The sequence below is a fragment of the Nocardia sp. NPDC005745 genome (assembly GCF_040630775.1).
GTDB lineage: Bacteria > Actinomycetota > Actinomycetes > Mycobacteriales > Mycobacteriaceae > Nocardia.
This window is the reverse complement of record NZ_JBEXYF010000025.1, coordinates 69,085-88,390: the sequence shown is the minus strand read 5'-3', so window position 1 is coordinate 88,390 and position 19,306 is coordinate 69,085. Positions and strand designations below refer to the sequence as shown.

The window sequence follows — 19,306 nt, the reverse complement described above, 5'->3', positions numbered from 1 at the left end:
GGGGAGCGGTAGTGGGGCTGGAATTCGATGCGGTGCTCGTCGCGAACCGCGGCGAGATCGCTTGCCGCATCATGCGTACCGCCCGGGCACTCGGGCTGAAAACGGTCGCGGTGTACTCCGACGCGGATGTCGGGGCGGCGCACGTCGAGATGGCCGACGTCGCCGTGCGTCTGGGTCCGGGCCCGGCCGCGGAGTCCTACTTGCGCGCCGACCTGGTGGTGGACGCGGCGCTGGCGACCGGGGCCGGGGCCATTCATCCCGGCTACGGATTCCTCTCGGAGAACGCGGAGTTCGCCACCGTGGTGGAGGAGGCGGGCATCGCGTTCGTCGGCCCCACTGCCGAGCAGCTGCGCGTCTTCGGCGACAAGCACACCGCCCGTACGGCGGCGCGTGCGGTCGGCGTACCGCTAATTCCGGGCAGTGACCTGCTCGAAGCGGCCGATCACGCGGTGGCGGAGGCGGAGCGGATCGGCTTTCCCGTGATGCTCAAGGCGGTCGGCGGCGGTGGCGGCATCGGCATGCAGGCTTGCTTCGGCCCGGACGAGGTGCGCGCGGCCTACGAGCGCGTGCAGCGCATCGCGGCGGCGAACTTCGGTTCGGCGGGCGTCTTCCTGGAACGTTTCGTCGCGCGAGCCAGGCACGTCGAAGTGCAGTTGTTCGGTGACGGCCACGGCCGCGTCGTCAGCCTCGGCACCAGGGACTGCTCGCTGCAACGCCGCAACCAGAAGGTGATCGAGGAGGCGCCCGCGCCGGGACTCACCGCGCAACTGTCGGAGCGCCTGCTCGCCGCGTCCCGGGAACTCGCTCGCTCGGTCGGGTACCGCTCGGCCGGGACGGTGGAATTCGTCTACGACGCCGACAACGGCGCCGCGTCGTTCCTGGAGATGAACACCCGCTTGCAGGTGGAACATCCGGTCACCGAGGCGGTCACCGGCGTCGATCTGGTGGAGTGGATGCTGCGCCTGGCCGGCGGGGACACCTCGATGGTGGACGAACTGCCCGAGAGCGGTCCTGCGATCACCGGTCACGCGGTGGAAGCCCGCGTCTACGCGGAAGATCCCGGCCACGATTACCGCCCCAGCGCGGGCTTGATCACGGCCGCGTGCTTCCCGGACGACGTGCGGGTCGACACGTGGGTCGACACCGGTTCGGAGGTCAGCCCGTATTACGACCCGTTGCTGGCGAAGGTGATCAGCGCGGGCGAGAGCCGAGCGGACGCCTTCGCCGCACTGCGCACCGCGCTCGCCGCCACGCGGATCTACGGCGTGCAGACGAACCTGCCGCAGCTGCGCCAGGCCACGGCCGAGGGCCGGGTGCTGCGCACCGAGCACACCACCACCACGCTGGCCGAGATCCGCCCGGCCGGCCGCCGCATCGACGTACTGCGTAGCGGGACCATGACCACGGTGCAGGACCACCCCGGCCGGATCGGCCTGTGGAACGTCGGCATTCCGCCGTCCGGCCCGATGGACGACCTCTCCTTCACCCTCGCCAACACCGCGGTCGGCAACCCGGCCGGGGCCCCCGCGCTCGAATGCACCCTGGAGGGCCCGCGATTGCGCTTCTCCGATACCACCGTCGTGTGCGTGACCGGTGCGCCTGCTCCAGTGACGATGGACGGCCGCTCGGTGTCCATGTGGGAGCCCGTCACGGTGGCCGCGGGCGCGGTGCTGGACATCGGCGCACCCACCGACACCGGCCTGCGCACCTATCTGGCGGTACGCGGCGGCATCGACGCGCCGCTCTATCACGGCAGCGCGGCCACCTTCACCCTCGGCGGATTCGGCGGGGTGACCGGTAGCGCCGTAACCACCGGCGACGTGCTCGGCATCGCCCCGGTCGACGCGAGCGCACTCGGCTCACCCGCCGCGGTGCCGCCGGATGAGCGGCCCGGCTTCACCCACGAGTGGCAGCTCGCGGTTGGCGTCGGCCCGCAGACCTCCGCGTACTTCACCGACGCCGACATGATCCAGTTCTGCACGCACCCGTGGCGGGTCGGCAGCCACGCCAATCGCACCGGCATCCGCTTGGAGGGCCCGAAACCGGCCTGGTCGCGCACCGATGGCGGCGAGGCCGGGCTGCATCCGTCCAACCTGCACGACAACCCCTACAGCGTGGGCGCGCTGAACGTCTCCGGTGACACGCCGATCCTGCTCGGGCCCGACGGCCCGAGCCTCGGCGGATTCGCCTGTCCGCTGACGGTGGTGTCCGCGCATCGCTGGCGGATGGGACAGTTGCGTCCCGGCGACTCGGTGCGGTTCGTGCCGGTCGACGACGACAAGGCGGCCGCGTTGCGTTCGTCCGGCGGCGGTCGCGTGCCGGATCTGGTCACCGATGCTGCTGCGGCCCTGCGTGATCGCGGTGTTCTCGGCGGACTCGAGGCATCGCGGGACCGTCCGCGGGTGCGGTACCTGCGCGGCGGGGACGACAACGTCCTGGTCGAATACGGCGAGATGGTGCTCGACCTCGGGCTGCGCATGCGGGTGCACGCGCTGGCCGAAAGCCTCGCGGGCGTCCGGCTGCCCGGCATTCTCGACGTGACGCCCGGCGTCCGGTCCCTGCACATCCACTTCGACCCCGCGGTGCTGCCGCTGTATCGGCTGCTCGGCACGTTGACCGAACTCGAACTCGAGTTGCCTGCCACGACCGACCTGGTGGTGCCGAGCCGCACCATCCGGTTGCCGCTGTCGTTCGACGACCCGTCCATCGCCGAAGCCATCGACCGTTACCGCAGCGGTGTGCGCGACACCGCGCCATGGCTACCGTCGAACATCGAGTTCATCCGCCGTATCAACGGGCTCGCCGGCGTGGACGATGTGCGCACCACCGTCTTCGACGCCGAGTACCTGGTGCTCGGACTCGGGGACGTATACCTCGGTGCGCCGCTGGCGGTTCCGCTGGATCCGCGGCACCGCCTGGTCACCACCAAATACAACCCGGCACGCACCTGGACCCCGTCGGATGCCGTCGGCATCGGCGGCAAGTACCTGTGCGTGTACGGAATGGCTTCCCCGGGCGGCTATCAACTGATCGGCCGCACCGTGCCGATCTGGTCCAGCTACCGGCAGTCCGCGCCGTTCGAACCGGGCACGCCCTGGCTGTTCCGGTTCTTCGATCGCATCGTGTGGGAGCCGGTCGGCGCGCAGCAGTTGCTCGAGTACCGGCGCGCGGCCGAGGCGGGCAGGTTCGACGCCGAGGTGAGCGAGGGCAGTTTCGCGCTCGCCGACCACCTGCGCCTGTTGCGCACCGAGGCCGACGCCATCGCCGAGTTCGAGGCCGGGCAGGCCGCCGCGTTCGAGGCGGAGAAGGACGCCTGGCTGGCGGCGGGCGAATTCGAGCGCCGCATCGTCGTGCCCGTCGCCGCGCCGATCGACGACCCGTTCGCCGGGCTGCCCGCCGACGCGACCGTGGTGTCGGCGCCGATGATCGGCAATGTCTGGCGGGTGGAAGTCGAACCAGGTCAGCAGGTCCGGGCCGGTGCGCCGGTGGCCGTCCTGGAGGCGATGAAACTCGAATTACCCGTGCACAGCCCGAGCGCGGGCACCGTGCTGAAGGTGCTGACCACGCCCGGCGCCAAGGTGGAGCCGGGCTCGCCACTAGTAGTGATCGGAGTCGACTGAATGCCCGCAGGCGTCCTAGGCAATACGGCGGCCGACCCCGTCGAACGCGTCGCGGCCGCCTATCGGCGGATCGCCGAGGTCGATCGGCCGGAGGTGTGGATCACCCTACGACCGGAATCCGAGGTCGCCGCCGAAGCGGCCGCCCTCGCGCGGCGGCTCGCCGCCGGAGAGTCCTTGCCGCTGGCCGGAGTTCTGGTGGCGGTGAAGGACAACATCGATGTGGCGGGCCTGCCGACCACCGCGGCCTGCCCGGAGTTCGCCTACCTGCCGGAGGTGACCGCGGCGGCGATCGAGCGATTGCTCGCGGCCGGGGCGCTGGTGCTGGGGAAGACGAACCTGGACCAGTTCGCCACCGGGCTGGTCGGGACGCGCAGCCCGTACGGCGCGGTGCGCAACGCCCGCTATCCGGAGCTGGTGGCAGGCGGGTCCAGTTCCGGTTCCGCCGCCGCGGTGGCACTCGGCATCGCGGACATCGGCATCGGCACCGACACCGCAGGGTCCGGCCGCGTGCCCGCGGCACTGCACGGGATCGTCGGCATCAAACCGACCTTGGGGGTGATTCCGGCGCATGGGACCGTGCCGGCCTGCGCCGATTACGACGCCGTCACGGTCTTCGCCGCCGACCTCGACTCGGCGGTGTCCGCGGCCGCGGTGATGGCGGGCCCCGAGCCGCGCGACCCGCGCAGCCGGACCTGGCCCGCCGACGTCCGGCTGGCCGCCCCGCTCGCGCCGCGCATCGCCGTGCCGCGCCCGGAGGACCTGACCGCGCTCGGCGAGCCGTATCGGGAAGCGTTCGCCCGCACCGTCGCCGGTGTCGCCGATATCGGCGCGAAGACCGAGGAAATCGACATCTCCGTCCTCATAGACGCCGCGCTTCTGCTCTACGACGGCGCGCTCGTCGCCGAACGTCATGCCGCGGTGGGCGCGTTCCTGGACACCGCTCCCGAGGGCGCCGACCCCACGGTCACCGCGATCATCGGCGCGGCGCGGGAGAAGACCGGCACGGCGTTCGCCGCCGATCTCGAGCGGCTGGCCCGCGCGAAGGCGGCGGCCGCCGGACTGCTGCACGGCTTCGACGCACTGCTGCTGCCGACGACCACCGAACATCCCAGCATCGCAGCGGTGCGAGCCGATCCGATTCGAATCAACCGGCGGATGGGCACTTACACCAATTTCTGCAACCTGCTGGACATGGCCGCCGTCGCCGTCCCAGGCGCGTCCACCGCCGACGGCGCGCCGTTCGGAGTCATGCTGGTCACCCCCGCCTTCGCCGATCAGGTGGCCGTCGACCTCGCCGCCCGCCTGCTCGGTTCGGAGAGCTCGCCGCTGCTGGTCGATCGCGGTGTCGACCTCGCCGTCTTCGGAGCACACCTGCGTGGGCAGCCGCTGCACTTCCAGCTCGAGCAACTCGGCGCCCGCTTTCTCGGCGAGATCCGGACCACCGACGCCTACCGGCTGACCGCTCTCGACACCACGCCGCCCAAGCCGGGACTGGTGCGGCACGGACCGGGCCGCGGCGCCCCGATCGAGGGAGAACTGTTCCGCGTCTCCGCCGCCGGATTGGGTGCGTTCCTCGCCGAGCTTCCCGCTCCCATGGCCCTGACCAGCATCGAACTCGCCGACGGCCGCGAGGTCGTCGGTTTCACCTGCACCTACGATGCCGCGAGCGCCGCTACCGACATCACCCATCTCGCGAGCTGGCGCACCTACCTCCAACGTGGTTCCTAGGTCGCGCTTTTCACCGATGGCCCATGGCCGCGAGGGCTCCTCGCCGCCATGGGCCATTGCGCTGCCCACCTGATTAGACATTTGTGCTAGACAGTTGTGCCAGTCTGTGTTAGACATATGTCTAAGACATTTGGTCAATCCAGTGGGAGTCGAGGAAAGTAATGAACGCCAAATCCGTAAGCCAGCTCCGCGTGCTCGTCGCAGGCGGCGGCATCGGCGGCAACGCCGTCGCGCTGCAACTGCTCCGGTCCGGCATCCGGGCCACCGTCGTGGAGCGCGCCACGGCGCCGCGGCCCGGCGGACAGGCCGTCGACCTGCGCGGGCCCAGTCGCGAGGTGGCCGAGCGGATGGGCATGATGCCGGGCATCCGCGACTACCAGCTCGACGAGCGGGGCATGAAGTACGTCGACGACGCGGGCCGCGAGATCCTCCGCATGTCCGCCGAACTCTTCGACGGCAAGGGCGCGGTCGCCGAAATCGAGATCACCCGAGGGGATCTCAACCAGGTGCTGCTCGACCTGCTCGCCGCGGAGGGCGGCGTCGACTACCGGTACGGCGAGTGGATCACCGAGATCCGGCAGGACGACGCGGGCGTCGACGTCACGTTCGCCTCCGGCGCGGCCGAGCGGTTCGACATCGTGATCGGCGCGGACGGGCTGCACTCCGCCACCCGCCGGATGGTCTTCGGCCCCGAGGAACAGTTCGCGACGTACCTGGGCGGATACATGTCGTTCTTCACGCTGGCGCGCCCGGAAGACCTGGAGCCGCACTGGTTCACGATGCATTCGCTGGTGGGCGCCACCGGGCTGGGCATGCGTCCCGACGCCGACCCGGCCACCTGCAAGGCGCTCGTCGTGATCCGCTCGGCCGCCGATCCCGCGCTGCGCCGGGATGTCGCCGCACAGCAGCAGTTCATCCGCGACCGCCTGGCCGGCGGCGGCTGGGAATCGGCTCGCGTCGCGGCGGCCGTGTCCGAGGCGCCGGACTTCTACTTCGACGAGCTGGCCCGGATCGACATGCCGAGCTGGGTCGAGGGCCGGGTGGTCCTGCTCGGCGACGCGGGTTACTGCGGTTCACCGCTCACCGGCCAGGGAACCGCGATGGCGCTGGTGGGCGCGTACGTCCTCGCCGGTGAGCTGGCCGCGCACGCCGACAACCCCGGCCGGGGCCTGGCCCGCTACGAAGAAGTGCTGCGTCCCTTCGTGAAGACGGCCCAGCAGTTGCAGCCGGGCGGCCTGAACGCCATGACGCCCAAGTCCCGTTTCGGCATCCGCGCGGGCCACGCCCTCAGCAAGCTGATGATGTCGAAGGCGATGCGCCCGGTGATGATGCGGATGTTGAGCAAGACCGAGAGCTACGACCTGCCCGACTACTCGGCCGCGACGGTCTGAGCCGACGCGCGGCGGGGTCGCGCTTCGACCGGAGTCCCGCGCGGCTCCGGTCGACGACGTGCCGGATCAGGCGATCACCGTCCGGTCGTCGAGCAGGAACGGCAGCACGAAGTCGCGCAGCATCGCCCGTTCCTCGTCTTCACCCGCACCGGGCAGCGTCAGCAACGACACCATCGCACGCACCACCCACCGACCGAGGCGCTCGGCGGCGATCGCGGGCAGCCCGGGGCGGAATCCGGCGACGAAGTCCGTGGCCAGCGCGTCCACCACGCCCGCCGAATTCGCCAGCTGGGCAACGATGCCCGCGTTCGACGGTTCGAACCAGACCGCCAGATGCGGCGTTTTCCGTACCTCGGCGAGCAGCGCGGTCAACGTGTCGAGCAACTGCTCCCCCGGCTCCGCGCTCGCGGGCACCGCGCGGTCGCGCCAGACTCGCTCGATCAACTGCCGCGCCTCCCGCCCCGCGAAGGCCACATACAGCGCCTGCCGATTCTCGAAGTAGCGATACAGCGTCGCTCTGGAACAGCCTGCGGCGTCGGCGACTTCGGCCATGCCGACCCCGCTGACACCCTTGTCGATGAACAGCGCGCGCACCGCGTCGAGAATGCGCTCACCGGCCAGCTCGGTGCGGCCGTCGGCCAGCCAATCGCCACTCATTGCCGTGTCCTCTCCTACTTCACCGCACCGCGGCGCCACTCCGACAGCGGTGCGGACCGCCGCACCGAGTTCTCCGGCCCGCCGACGCCGGATTCACCGGCTGCGGCGCGGGCGGACGTGCGCGGTCCGGCTCGCGCCATCGCCGCTCAGCCCCTGCACCGGAACGGCACAGTAGTCGGCCTGCGAACGTACGGACCGCTCGCGTACTCGACCGCGTCGATGTCGACCACGTACTCGGGGAACCGATCGAGCAACTCCTCGAGCGCGACCCTGGCCTGCATCCGCGCCGCCGCCGCACCGAGACAGTGGTGCGGCCCGTGCCCGAAGGTGAGGATGCGCTGCGGGTTCCGGTCGATGTCCAGTTCGGCGGCGTCCGCGCCGAACGCGCGCTCGTCGCGGTTGGCGGACCCGTACACCAGCAGCACCTTCCGCCCCGCCGGCACCGTTTTCCCGGCCAGTTCGACATCGCGCGTCGCGGTTCGCGCCAACCCTTGCACCGGTGAGGTGAGCCGGGCGAACTCCTCGATCGCGACGCGAATCCGGTCCGGCTCCGCGGCGAGTGCGGCGCGCTGGCCCGGGTGCTGTTGCAGCAGTTGCACGGCGCCGCCGAGCAGGCCCGTGGTGGTGTCGTTGCCGCCCGCGACCATGGTCCAGGCGTAGGCGAGGATTTGGATCAGCCCGCGCACGTCCGTGTCGTCGGCCGCCATTCCCGCTTGGACCAGCAGTGACACCGTGTCGTCGCCGGGATCGGAGCGCCTGCGTTCGATCAGCCCGGCGAAGTAACCCATCATCTCCGCCGACGCCGCCTGCGCCTTGGTGTTCGTCCGGTCGATGCTGCCCGCGACGACGGCGTCGGTCCACCCGTCGAACCTCGCCCGGTCCTGTTCGGGCACCCCGAGGTAGTACGCCACCACCATGCTCGGCAGCGGCTTGAACAGCTGCTCGACGATGTCACCGCCGCCCTGTGCCCCGAGGTGGTCGAGCCGGTCGCGCACGAACCGGCGGACCACCGGCTCGACTTCCTCGACCTGACGCGGGGTGAACCCGCGAGCGACCAGTTTGCGGAAGTCGGTGTGCTGCGGCGGGTCCTGCATCACCAGCGGGGGGTTGTCGGTCAGGCCGAGTTCGTCGAGTTCGCCGTATTCCACCGTCAGCCCGTCGCGAGAGGAATACGTTTCGCTGTCGCGTGCCGCCGCGTACACGTGCTCGTGCCGGGTGAGCACCCAGTAGTCGTTCTCCGGGCGCGCCGCCGGTACGACGTGCTGTACCGGATCGTGCTCACGCAGCGCCCCGTACATCTCCCAAGGCGATGCCCAAGTGGGGCCGGAACGGAGTTCGAACACCGGAGCCGACCGATACGCAACGTTCACCATGTATCGACCGTAAGACAGAACTACGAATCTGTCTAGAACAGGTTTCAGAAGGTGGGCCGATCACCCTCGCGACCAGCCCAGCCGCACCCTTCCGCTGCGGACTCCGCGCCGGGGCACTCATCGGTTACCTTCGGCAGCGGCAACCACCGTGTCGTTGCCGGTCAGCTCCAGGAAGAGCCGGTGCGAGCGTCCGCTCCGCGTCCGCGTCCGCCGGGCCGGCCACCCCTCGTAGACCGGCCCGGCGGACACCACCCCCGAGGTCCGGCCTGTCACCCCTCGAGACAGGTCGTTCCCCGGTTCGCACCTTCGGTGCTGGGCTTGTTCCTCCCGCGAGACAAACAATGCAGGCCGGCGCTTGGCACGCACTTAAGAACACCTTGCAAGATCGAAACCGCAGGTGAGTGCACCTTTATCAAGCGGTGCCCGGCAAGCTCCTACCGCGCGGAGCCGGATCGCGGGATGATGGTGACGAGTGCGCCGAACGATTGGGAGCGACGATGGAAACCGTGGTGGTCTGGATTCTGGCCAGCCTGCTGTACTGGTGGGGCCTGCTGTAGGTGTACGAACCTGGCCGCCCGAACCCGGCCAGGTCCACTACAGGTCGTCGTAAATCTTGCTGGAAGGCTTGCCGACGCCGATCGACTCGGACGCCGCCTTTCACCGCACCGGCACCGAGACTGGCCGATGGACCAGCGGCGGCCGGGCGATCCGCGGTGACGGAATCCGTCATACCATCCGTGTCGCGTGTCCGATCCCGGCGTATGCCGTGGCAGGAAGGGCCGCGGCGCACGATGGCGCTCCAAACTCGGTCCGGACTGTTCCGAGAAAAGGAGTGAAGATGCTTACTGTCCTACCCATCAGGTACGTCGCGGACGTGGAAGCGTGCCGGGAGTTCTATGCCGGCCTCGGGCTGGCGCTCGACCCGGAGGGGAGTCTCGATGTCTGGGCGCAACTTTCGGGCGACGCGGGCGCGGTCGGGTTGCACGACTTCAGGGTGTCCAAGGGGCGTCCGGCCGGATCGGTCGAGCTCGGCTTCGCGACCGACGAGAAGCTGGAAGTGGTCGCGAATCGGCTGCGCGAACGAGGCTACGACTACGAGATCCATGACGAGGACTTCGGCCGCAGCTTGCGGGTCGTCGATCCGGACGGCGTGACGCTCCAGATCCAGGAGATCGACATGGAGATCGCCAAGGCGTCCGAGTCCGCCTTGGCGACGGACACGCGCGACGAGTGACACCGATCGGCTCGGTGTAGCGATCGCCGGTAGGTCGAGCGCGTCGCCCAGCGCCGAAGCGCGGTAGTCCGCCGTCGGCGCGGCGGGCGTGGTGGCGTCCCGCTCGTCACCGGGGATCGCGGTGTCGAGTTCCGTTTCCCAGCGGTCGAGCCTGCTCGCCGGATCGCCTGCACCTACCGGGCGAACAGGATCGTCCGGACACGCCGAAGGCAGGCGCGCGCCGATGACGCACACCTGCCTTCGATGCGGGCGCTCAGCCCTGCGAGCTGTCGTCGAGCCCGGCGCGCACGCCCTCCTCGACCCGCTTGCCGAGGTCGGCGTCCACGTTCTTCCAGTACTCGAAAACCCGGCCGAGCACCGGTTCCCGCACACCGCCGAGCACGTGGCCGACGATGTTGCGCACCAGCCGCTCGCGTTGCGCGTCGTCGAGCACCTCGCGGACCAGGGTGCCCGCCTGGGTGAAGTCACCGTCCTCGGCGTGCCGGAGGTAGCCCGTCCGCACGATGGCCGGGTCGAAGTCCCAGATGCCGCCGTCGGCCGCCCGCTCCGGGGCGGCGTGCGGGCCACCGAACGAATTCGGCGCGTACACCGGCACATTCGGCTCGTTGTAGTGGTACCGCATGGCGCCCTCCTTGGAGTAGGAGTTCACCTCCGCCGCCCTGGCCTGGTTCGGCGGCAACTGCGCGTAGTTCGTGCCGATGCGGTAGCGGTGCGCGTCCGCGTAGGCGAAGACGCGGCCGAGCAGCATCTTGTCCGGCGAGAAGCCGATGCCGGGAACCACATTCGACGGCTCGAACGCGGCCTGCTCGATATCGACGAAGTAGTTGCGCGGGTTGCGGTTCAGCGTCCACTTGCCGACTTCGAGCAAGGGGTAGTCCTTGTGCGACCACACCTTGGTCAGGTCGAACGGGTTGAACCGGTAGCCTTCCGCCTCCGCGCCCGGCATGACCTGCACGTACACTGTCCAGCTCGGGAAGTCGCCGCGCTCGATCGCCTCCCACAGGTCCTTGCGGTGGTAATCGGCGTCCTCGCCCGCGATCCGGTCGGCGTCGGCCTGGGTCAGGTATTCGATGCCCTGGTCGGTCTTGAAGTGGTACTTGACCCAGAAGCGCTCGCCCGCGGCATTGATCCACTGATAGGTGTGCGATCCGTAGCCGTTCATGTGCCGGTAGGACTTCGGGATGCCGCGATCGCCCATCAGCCAGGTCACCTGGTGCGCGCTCTCCGGGCGCAGGGTCCAGAAATCCCACTGCATGTTGTGATCGCGAAGACCGTTGCCGGGCAGGCGCTTCTGTGACCGGATGAAGTCGGGGAACTTGATCGGGTCCTTGATGAAGAAGATGGGCGTGTTGTTGCCGACGAGGTCGTAGTTGCCGTCCGCGGTGTAGAACTTCACCGCGAATCCGCGCGGGTCACGCCAGGTGTCCGGGCTGCCCTGCTCACCGGCCACGGTGGAGAATCGCGCCAGCGACTCCGTGCGCGCGCCGGGCTGGAACAGTTTCGCCTTGGTGTACCTGCTGACGTCGTTGGTCACGACCAGTTCGCCGTAAGCGCCCGCGCCTTTGGCGTGCACGATGCGTTCCGGCACCCGTTCCCGGTTGAACTGGGCGAGCTTCTCGATGAGGTAGTGGTCGTGCAGCAGGATCGGGCCTTGTGCGCCCGCGGTGAGCGATTCGTCGTCGCTCTCTACCGGAATACCGGTGTTCGTGGTGGTCGGCTTCGTCATAGGACTCCTCGGCTGGTGGACGTCGTCCCGGGAGTGCTACCCGGGGTGGCAAGGTGCGGACCGCTACTCGGAACGGCAGGTCGGGCACAGCCCCCAGAAGACGACCTCGGCTTCATCGACCACGAATCCGTGAGCGTCCGAAGGGTCCAGACATGGGGCTTCGCCCACGGCGCAGTCGACATCCGCGACCGCACCGCAGCTTCGGCACACCAGATGGTGGTGGTTGTCACCGATCCGGGTCTCGTAGCGCGCGGACGAGCCCGCGGGCTCGATCCGCCGCAGGATCCCGGCGCGCACGCAAGCGTGCAAGACGTCGTAGACAGCCTGCGTGGACACCGAGCCCAGCGCGTCCCGCACGGTGGCGGCCACTGTGTCGGCATCCGAATGCGGCCGCGCGGCAACCGCGTCCAGCACCGCGATCCGCGGGGCGGTGACCCGCAAACCCGCTGCTCGCAGCCACTCGCGTGGATCGGCGCTGTTGGTGTGCATGCTTCGATTCTGGCTCTTTTCTGGAATAAGTCAAGAAAATAATCTGGAATCATTCAAGAAAATTTTCGGGCCCGAAGACCGCGTCTACCGGCCGCGACTCCCCGAGCACGACCTCGAACACGCCCTACCCGAAGTGGCGGGCGTCACAGATCTGCCCCGGAATAGCCTGCGGGAGCCGGTGGTTGAAACCCCTGTCGGCGTCCGGACAGCCCCGGGCCGCACCCTTCGTCGCTTCGAGCGACCACCCGCCGAGAGGCGCTTGTGGGACGTCGACGGTTGTGACACCGATATGGTGTCCGAGCTCGCAGCGCCGCCGGATTCCTCGCGAATCCGGCGGCGTTGTCATTTCCGACCACATCGGTCGAGTGGCACCTGAGCGTGCGGTTCTCGCGATTCGCCGCAGCCATGTGCCACCGACGGAGTTCTGCGCCGAGTCGTACTCGCTCTGCGGCGGCGGGGGCGATGCGGGAGGATGCACTTCATGGCGTCGCGGGACGGGACCTTGCACCGCAGGCTCGGGCTCACCGATTCGGTGGTCATCGGGTTGGGGGCGATGGTGGGGGCGGGGATATTCGCGGCGCTGGCGCCCGCGGCTGCTTCGGCCGGGAGCTGGTTGCTGGTGGCGCTCGCGGTGGCGGCGGTGCTTGCGTACTGCAACGCGACGTCGTCGGCACGGCTGGCGGCGCGGTATCCCGTGTCCGGTGGAGCGTATGTCTACGGCCGGGAGCGGCTCGGGCCGTTCTGGGGATATCTCGCGGGGTGGGGATTCGTCGCGGGCAAGTCCGCCTCGTGTGCGGCGATGGCGCTGACCGTCGGTAGCTACGCCTGGCCCGAGCAGGCGCATGCCGTGGCGGTGGGGGCGGTGGTGACGATCACCGCCGTCAACTACACCGGGGTGCAGAAGTCGGCGTTCGTGACCCGGGTGCTCGTCGCGGTGGTGCTCGGGGTGCTGGCCATCGTCATCGTGATCGGGCTTGCGGGAACGCACTCGGCGGCAACGGCCTTGCCCGACCGGATCGGCCCGCGCGAGGTGCTCACGGCGGCGGGGCTGCTGTTCTTCGCGTTCGCGGGGTACGCCCGCATCGCCACGCTCGGCGAGGAGGTACGCGACCCGCGACGCACCATTCCCCGTGCCGTCATGATCGCGCTCGGACTCGCCCTCGTGGTCTACGCGCTGGTGGCGGTCGCGGCGCTGAGCGTGCTCGGCTCCGCCGGATTGGCCCAGGCCACCGATCCACTGGCGCGAGTGGTCGGTGCGGCAGGCGTCCCCGCGGCCGCTCCGGTGGTGCGGATCGGCGCGGTACTCGCGGCGACCGGATCGCTGCTCGCGTTGATCCTCGGCGTATCACGCACGGTGCTCGCCATGGCGCGGGACCGTTATCTGCCGGGCGCGCTCGCCGCCGTGCATCCGCGGTTCGGGGTGCCGCACCGCGCGGAACTGGTGGTCGGCGCGATGGTCGCCGTGGTGGCCGCTCTGTTCGATCTGCGCGCGGCCATCGGATTCTCCTCGTTCACCGTGCTCTTCTACTACTTGATCGCCAACATCTCCGCCGCCACCCTGACCACGGATGAGAACCGCCCGCCTCGGTGGGTTCCCGTGGTCGGCGCGGTGGGCTGCGTCGTCGTCGGGTTCTCCCTGCCCCTCGGCTCCGTGCTCGCCGGGCTCGGCGCGCTGGCACTCGGCACCGCGTTATATGGCCTGGCCAGGCGCTCCCGCCGATGACGCCCGCCCGTCGCGGCACGGACCAGGCCTGCCACCGCACGTGCTCGGCAGGCCGATAGCGGCCACGCGTCCCCGAACGCTCGCCCCTTTGCGCGAGGGGTATGCGATAAGGGTGTCGGCCGATCGAGTTTCAACGACAAGGCGCCCGCGTCCGGACCGACCCGCGCGGATATCGGACGTCCAGTTCCCCGCCTGTTGCCCGTGTGATCAGGCGAAAGGGCGCTAGCCTCTTGCGTATGGGGCGTTTCGGTGGATTCCTGGCGGGAATCGCGGCAGTTTCGCTGGTGGCGGGCAATGTGTTCGCCGGAAGCGCGGTGGCCGCGCCCGGCGAGCAGGTGCGGTGCGCGGTCAGCTCGGGACGTGATCTGGAGCGGGCGGCGCCGGAACAGGTCGGTCTGGATTCCGGGAAACTTCAGGACGCACTGACCTTCGCGTCCGGCCGAAACCGGTTCAACGTGCAGGTGTTCCGGCACAACTGCCTCATCGGCGAGGGTCCGACGAACGACCAGACCGGCAACGTGGCCTGGAACATTTGGAGTTCGACGAAGAGCGTCGTCTCCTTGCTCGCCGGAATCGCCTGGGACCAAGGAAAACTCGATCTCCGAGCACCGATCGACCGCTATCTGCCCGCCGGGCTCGGCGATGCGGCGCACCGGTCGATCACCGTCGAGAACCTGCTCACCGAGACCTCGGGCATGCGGGTCGGCGTGCTGACCGAGGGCGTCACCGGTGTGATCCCGGTCGACCCGGACAGCGCGGTGCAGGCGCTCGGCGTGCCGTTGGACAATCCACCGGGCACCGTCTTCACCTACAGCCAGCGCAATGTCGACCTGCTGGCCTACGTGCTGGAGCTGGCCGTCGGCGAGCCTCTGCAACGGTTCGCGCAGCGCGAGTTGTTCGATCCGCTCGGCATTCTCCGCGGCGATTACTACTGGGCGCGCGACCGCTCCGGGCACACCTATGGCTACGCGCATCTGATGATCCCGCCGAACGACTTCGCGAAACTCGGCCTGCTGGTGAGCAACGACGGGCGATGGGGCGCGCAGCGAATCGTCTCCACCGACTACTTGACCATGGCACGCACGCCGTCGCCCACGAACGCGTGCTACGGCTACCTGTTCTGGCTCGGGAGCGGTTGCGCCGAGATCGCCGACTTCCTGCCCCGTGACGTGTACGCGATGGCCGGGCTCGGGTTGCAGAACGTCTTCGTCATTCCGAGCCTCGATCTGACGGTGGTGTGGACCGGCGTCTTCGGAAACGTCAGCAGCCAGGGCGTGTCGGGCGTCGTACAGAACACCCAGGAACTGCCCTACGAGTTCTTCCGCAAGGTGTTCGACGCGTTCGACGAGCGGCCGGTGCCCGACCCGGGGCCGTACGTCGAGCCGCCGCTGCGGCTGGACCCCCGCCGCTTCGTCGACACGGACATCCTGATCGCGGTGTTCGGGCTCGGTCCCGCCGCCTATCCGGGCTGCAATGTCTTCGCTTGCCTGAATCACCCGCTGGACCCGCCGTTCGCGGACACCCCTCCTGGGTGCGCCATCCTGGTCTGTCTCGGACCCGACCCGCGCACCCCGGGCATCCGCTGAGCGGCGCGGTGGACTACCGGGCCGCGGACAAATCCGTGACCCAGCCGTGCACGCTGTCGGTACGCAGTGCCGCGTAGTGGCGTTTGCGCAGCCCCTGGGAGATCGGACCGGGCACGCCGTTCGCCACGACGCGACCGTCCACTTCGACGACCGGCGCCGCGCCCGCCGACGTTCCGGTCACGAAGACCTCGTCGGCGATGTACAACTCGGTGAGATCGACGGTGCGTTCGACCACCGGAATGCCGTCCTCGGCCGCCAAGGTGAGTACGGTCCTGCGGTTGATGCCGTCGAGGATGTCACAGGAGACATCGGGGGTGATCAGCGTGCCGTTGCGGACCAGGAAGATATTGGCCGCGCTGAGTTCGCAGACGTGCCCGTTGCCATCGAGGAAGACGCAGTCGTCGTAGCCGCTGTCGATCGCGTCCTGCTTGGCCAGCACGGAATTCACATACGCCCCGTTGACTTTCGCACGGGACGGAATCGCGTTGTCCGGAATGCGCCGCCACGGACTCGACTTCAGGCGCATGCCGTCCTGCGGGACGATGGGTACCGCGTCGTAGACGAACATGCTGACCTGGATCGCGCAGCCCCGCACCCGGGTGCCCGGAATGGACTCGACCACATGCACCGTCGCCCGGACGAAAACGTCCTCGCGCGGAGCGTTCACCGCGATCAGTTCCACGACGGTCGCGCGGAACCGTTCGAAATCCCACTCCGCCGCGAACCGATCGATTCCGATGATCTTGCAGGACTCCTCGAGCCGGCGGAAATGATCGTCCAGGCGGAATGCCGTACGCGCTGCTCCATCCACATGCACCGGGAAAACGGTGTAGACGCTGAGTCCGTACAACACCGCCGACGATGCGACGCCCACCGTGGCGGCATCGGCCGCAACGATCCGGTCGCCGAGATACACATGAGGATGAGGATTCGCCATCGGCGCAGGCTAACAGCCGCGCCGTGCGCCGAGCGAGGCCTTTTCGGCGGGCAGACCGAGGTCAGTCGTAGTGTTTGCCCACCTTGGCGATCCAGATCGCATCGTCGACGACGCGGTAGACGATGCGATGCTCCTGCGTGATCCGTCGTGACCAGTACCCTGCCAAGTCGTGCTTCAGAGGTTCGGGCTTACCTATGCCTTCGAAGGGCTCCGCCATGATCGCCTTGATCAGTACATTGACCTTTTTCAGCACGAGACGGTCGCGCTGCAGCCACGCCGAATACTCTTCCCATGCGGATTCGGAGAAAACGACCTTCATTCGATGAGGTCGCGTTCGGCGCCGCCACCATTCTCGAGTTCCTGAATCGATCGGCGTAGGCGCGCCCCATCGCGCCCGCTGAGCAACTCCACGGTCGTCATCAGGGAGTCGTAGTCTTCCTTGGACATGAGCACAGCGTTCCCCCCTTTCGACACGATCTCGATCGTGTCGTGATCCTCATTTACCTTCCTGACCAGGGGAAACAGATTCTTGCGCGCCTCACTGACGGTAATCGCGGCAGCCATGAGTCCCTCCAGCCAGTAGTACGAGATATGGTACCACTTCCCCGCAGCCTACTCATCCGTCCGGCAGCTTCAGGGCCCCGCAAGAGCGACGTTCGGCGCGAACGCGTCATTCGCCGCTCGCCGAGCGGGCGAAGCGGGCGGTGTCCATGTAGTCGCGGAAGAGCACGACCTCGCCGTCGCGGACATGGACGACGTTGACGGACGTACGAACTCGGGCGCGGCCGGATCCCGGGACGGTCATGTCGACCTCGTTCTCCACGAGCAGCACCTCGGGGTCGGTGGTCTCGTAGACCCGGGGATGGATGGCGTGCACTTCGATTCCGGAAATACCCGACCAGCGCTGCGCCAAGTGCTCGCGAATCGCCTCGCGGCCTTCCAAGCGGGCCGGGAGCCCCGGGACGGTGAACGGAATCTCGAAGATGGCATCGGGCGCGAACCGCGCGACGAACGCCTTCGCGTCGCGGGAGCGTAGCTCGCCGAACAGCCGCTCGACCAGCTCACGCGGGCTTTCGACGGGTAAATCGAGAGTCATCACACACCTCCGGATAAGCGGAACGATTGACCCGCTTATCATTCGGAACGAGCGCCCCGTTTGTCAACAGTAAACTCGTGCCTCATGACCGAGCCCGAGCGCCGACCGCTGCGCGCCGACGCCCGCCGCAACCGTGAGCGGGTGCTGGCAGCCGCGCAAGAAGCGTTCGCGGCGGAGGGACTCGCGGTGCCGCTGGACGAGATCGCGCGGCGGGCCGGTGTCGGCGCGGGCACCGTCTACCGGCACTTTCCGACCAAGGAGGCGCTGTTCGAGGCTGCGATCGTGGATCGAGTCGACCGGATCATCGCCTCGGCCCGGGAACTGGCGGACGCCGCCGACCCGGTGCCCGCGTTCTTCGACTTCCTCGCCAGGCTCGTGGCGGAGGGCAGCGTCAAACGCGATCTCGCCGACGCGGTAGGCGGCGCGGATGCCCCGGCGTACCTGCGGCCGGTGCACGAACTGAACACGGTGATCGGCACGCTGCTCACCCGCGCGCAGGAGGCGGGCGGCGTACGCACCGACATCGACGTCGAGGACCTGATGCGCCTCGTCAAAGGCGCGTTCCTCGCCACCCACGGCAGCACGGCCACTCCCGCGCAGCGCGACCGCACCTTCGCCGTCGTCTTCGACGGACTGCGCGCCCGCTGATCGGTTCCGGAAACGACGAACGGGCCACGGAAAGTCCGCGGCCCGTTCGATCGATCTGTCTCAGCGGTCGCCGATCAGCACCTCGGCGATTTGAATGGTGTTGAGGGCAGCGCCTTTACGCAGATTGTCACCGGAGATGAACAGCGCGAGCCCGCGGCCGTCCGGCACGCCCGGGTCCTGGCGGATGCGGCCGACGAGCGACTCGTCGATGCCCGCCGCGCCGAGCGGGGTCGGCACGTCGACCAGCTTCACGCCGGGCGCCTTGGCCAGGATCTCCTTGGCGTGCTCGACCGAGAGCGGCTCGGCGAATTCGGCGTTCACCGAGAGCGAGTGGCCGGTGAAGACCGGCACGCGCACGCAGGTGCCGCTCACGGCCAGATCCGGGATGCCGAGGATCTTGCGGCTCTCGTTGCGCAGCTTCTGATCCTCGTCCGTCTCGCCGGAGCCGTCGTCGACCAGCGAACCCGCCAGCGGAATCACGTTGAACGCGATCGGGGCGACGTACTTGTTCGGGGCGGGGAAGTCCACGGCGCGGCCGTCGTGGGTCAGCTTCTCGGCGTCGCCGATCACCGCGCGGGCCTGGCTCACCAGCTCTTCGACACCGGCCAGGCCACTGCCGGAGACGGCCTGGTAGCTGGACACGATCAGACGGCGCAGACCGGCGATGTCGTGCAGCGGCTTGAGCACGGGCATGGCCGCCATGGTGGTGCAGTTCGGGTTGGCGATGATGCCCTTGACCAGGTTGCGCGTCTGCTCCGGGTTGACCTCGCTGACCACCAGCGGGACCTCGGGGTCCTTGCGCCACGCCGAGGAATTGTCGATCACCGTGACGCCCGCCGCGGCGAAACGCGGCGCCTGCACGCGGGACATGGTGGCGCCCGCCGAGAACAGCGCGATGTCCAAGCCGGACGGATCAGCGGTCTCGGTGTCCTCGACGACTATCTCGCGGCCGCGCCAGGGCAGCGTCTTGCCCGCCGAACGAGCGGAGGCGAAGAACCGCAGCTCGTCGGCCGGGAAGTCGCGCTCGTCCAGCAGTTTCCGCATGACGGCGCCGACCTGCCCGGTCGCACCGACGACTCCTACGCGAACTCCCATGAC

The 19,306-nt window shown here is 68.9% G+C and carries 17 protein-coding genes and 1 pseudogene; 8 read left to right on the top strand and 10 right to left on the bottom strand.

The genetic code is table 11. From position 1 onward, the window contains the following. The first annotated feature begins 11 nt into the window (after nucleotides 1-11). The 3 genes from uca to ABZ420_RS24770 all read left to right on the top strand — a co-directional run bounded on the left by uca (nucleotide 12) and on the right by ABZ420_RS24770 (nucleotide 6,739). Nucleotides 12-3,620 carry an urea carboxylase gene (gene uca, locus ABZ420_RS24780; protein WP_357127037.1) on the top strand — a complete coding sequence of 1,203 codons (3,609 nt, stop codon included), beginning with the start codon at nucleotides 12-14 and terminating at the stop codon, nucleotides 3,618-3,620. Next, nucleotides 3,621-5,348 carry an allophanate hydrolase gene (gene atzF / locus ABZ420_RS24775; RefSeq protein ID WP_357127034.1) on the top strand — a complete coding sequence of 576 codons (1,728 nt, stop codon included), beginning with the start codon at nucleotides 3,621-3,623 and terminating at the stop codon, nucleotides 5,346-5,348. Between the two features lie 161 nt (nucleotides 5,349-5,509). Continuing rightward, nucleotides 5,510-6,739 (top strand): FAD-dependent monooxygenase, encoded by a 1,230-nt coding sequence (locus ABZ420_RS24770; RefSeq protein ID WP_357127031.1) that lies wholly within the window; start codon nucleotides 5,510-5,512, stop codon nucleotides 6,737-6,739. Between the two features lie 66 nt (nucleotides 6,740-6,805). Here ABZ420_RS24770 and ABZ420_RS24765 read toward each other — a convergent pair whose 3' ends face one another. Beyond that, nucleotides 6,806-7,396 (bottom strand): helix-turn-helix domain-containing protein, encoded by a 591-nt coding sequence (locus ABZ420_RS24765; protein WP_357127028.1) that lies wholly within the window; start codon nucleotides 7,394-7,396, stop codon nucleotides 6,806-6,808. Between the two features lie 146 nt (nucleotides 7,397-7,542). Continuing rightward, complete coding sequence (locus ABZ420_RS24760; protein ID WP_357127025.1) at nucleotides 7,543-8,769, bottom strand: cytochrome P450; 1,227 nt, start codon at nucleotides 8,767-8,769, stop codon at nucleotides 7,543-7,545. Between the two features lie 419 nt (nucleotides 8,770-9,188). Between ABZ420_RS24760 and ABZ420_RS24755 the strand changes: the two genes are divergently transcribed. Beyond that, nucleotides 9,189-9,326, top strand: coding sequence for a hypothetical protein (locus ABZ420_RS24755; RefSeq protein WP_157114101.1), 138 nt, complete (start codon nucleotides 9,189-9,191; stop codon nucleotides 9,324-9,326). A gap of 281 nt (nucleotides 9,327-9,607) precedes the next feature. Further along, nucleotides 9,608-10,003 (top strand): VOC family protein, encoded by a 396-nt coding sequence (locus ABZ420_RS24750; RefSeq protein ID WP_357127022.1) that lies wholly within the window; start codon nucleotides 9,608-9,610, stop codon nucleotides 10,001-10,003. Nucleotides 10,004-10,081: 78 nt separating this feature from the next. Here the strand turns inward: ABZ420_RS24750 and ABZ420_RS24745 are convergent. The 3 genes and pseudogenes from ABZ420_RS24745 to ABZ420_RS24735 all read right to left on the bottom strand — a co-directional run. Then, nucleotides 10,082-10,188: pseudogene (locus ABZ420_RS24745) on the bottom strand (class A beta-lactamase); the annotation flags it as partial. Between the two features lie 68 nt (nucleotides 10,189-10,256). After that, on the bottom strand, nucleotides 10,257-11,729 hold the full coding sequence (locus ABZ420_RS24740) for a catalase (protein ID WP_357127019.1): 1,473 nt from the start codon (nucleotides 11,727-11,729) through the stop codon (nucleotides 10,257-10,259). 63 nt (nucleotides 11,730-11,792) lie between these two features. Next, entirely contained in the window at nucleotides 11,793-12,218 is a 426-nt protein-coding gene (locus ABZ420_RS24735; protein ID WP_357127016.1) for a Fur family transcriptional regulator, read from the bottom strand. A gap of 481 nt (nucleotides 12,219-12,699) precedes the next feature. On the opposite strand from ABZ420_RS24735, the gene ABZ420_RS24730 reads away from it, so the two are divergent. Together ABZ420_RS24730 and ABZ420_RS24725 are read left to right on the top strand one after the other, a co-directional pair. Next, on the top strand, nucleotides 12,700-13,941 hold the full coding sequence (locus ABZ420_RS24730) for an APC family permease (RefSeq protein WP_357127013.1): 1,242 nt from the start codon (nucleotides 12,700-12,702) through the stop codon (nucleotides 13,939-13,941). Nucleotides 13,942-14,177: 236 nt separating this feature from the next. Beyond that, nucleotides 14,178-15,527, top strand: coding sequence for a serine hydrolase (locus tag ABZ420_RS24725; RefSeq protein ID WP_357127010.1), 1,350 nt, complete (start codon nucleotides 14,178-14,180; stop codon nucleotides 15,525-15,527). Nucleotides 15,528-15,540: 13 nt separating this feature from the next. On the opposite strand, the gene ABZ420_RS24720 is transcribed toward ABZ420_RS24725, so the two are convergent. The 4 genes from ABZ420_RS24720 to ABZ420_RS24705 all read right to left on the bottom strand — a co-directional run bounded on the left by ABZ420_RS24720 (nucleotide 15,541) and on the right by ABZ420_RS24705 (nucleotide 17,560). Continuing rightward, entirely contained in the window at nucleotides 15,541-16,464 is a 924-nt protein-coding gene (locus ABZ420_RS24720) for an aminotransferase class IV (RefSeq protein WP_062972272.1), read from the bottom strand. A 61-nt stretch (nucleotides 16,465-16,525) separates the two neighbouring features. Beyond that, the gene (locus tag ABZ420_RS24715; protein WP_357127007.1) at nucleotides 16,526-16,783 is read right to left on the bottom strand and encodes a Txe/YoeB family addiction module toxin; all 258 of its coding nucleotides are present in this window, start codon (nucleotides 16,781-16,783) and stop codon (nucleotides 16,526-16,528) included. Next, nucleotides 16,780-17,028, bottom strand: coding sequence for a type II toxin-antitoxin system prevent-host-death family antitoxin (locus ABZ420_RS24710; RefSeq protein ID WP_357043570.1), 249 nt, complete (start codon nucleotides 17,026-17,028; stop codon nucleotides 16,780-16,782). Before ABZ420_RS24710 ends, ABZ420_RS24715 begins: the two co-directional genes overlap by 4 nt. 106 nt (nucleotides 17,029-17,134) lie before the next feature. Next, nucleotides 17,135-17,560: an SgcJ/EcaC family oxidoreductase gene (locus ABZ420_RS24705; RefSeq protein WP_357127004.1), complete on the bottom strand. Its 426-nt coding sequence runs from the start codon at nucleotides 17,558-17,560 to the stop codon at nucleotides 17,135-17,137. A gap of 84 nt (nucleotides 17,561-17,644) precedes the next feature. Between ABZ420_RS24705 and ABZ420_RS24700 the strand changes: the two genes are divergently transcribed. Beyond that, nucleotides 17,645-18,208: a helix-turn-helix domain-containing protein gene (locus ABZ420_RS24700; RefSeq protein ID WP_357127002.1), complete on the top strand. Its 564-nt coding sequence runs from the start codon at nucleotides 17,645-17,647 to the stop codon at nucleotides 18,206-18,208. A 60-nt stretch (nucleotides 18,209-18,268) separates the two neighbouring features. Here the strand turns inward: ABZ420_RS24700 and ABZ420_RS24695 are convergent, their stop codons facing one another. Next, entirely contained in the window at nucleotides 18,269-19,303 is a 1,035-nt protein-coding gene (locus tag ABZ420_RS24695) for an aspartate-semialdehyde dehydrogenase (RefSeq protein ID WP_357126999.1), read from the bottom strand. Between the last annotated feature and the right edge of the window lie 3 nt (nucleotides 19,304-19,306).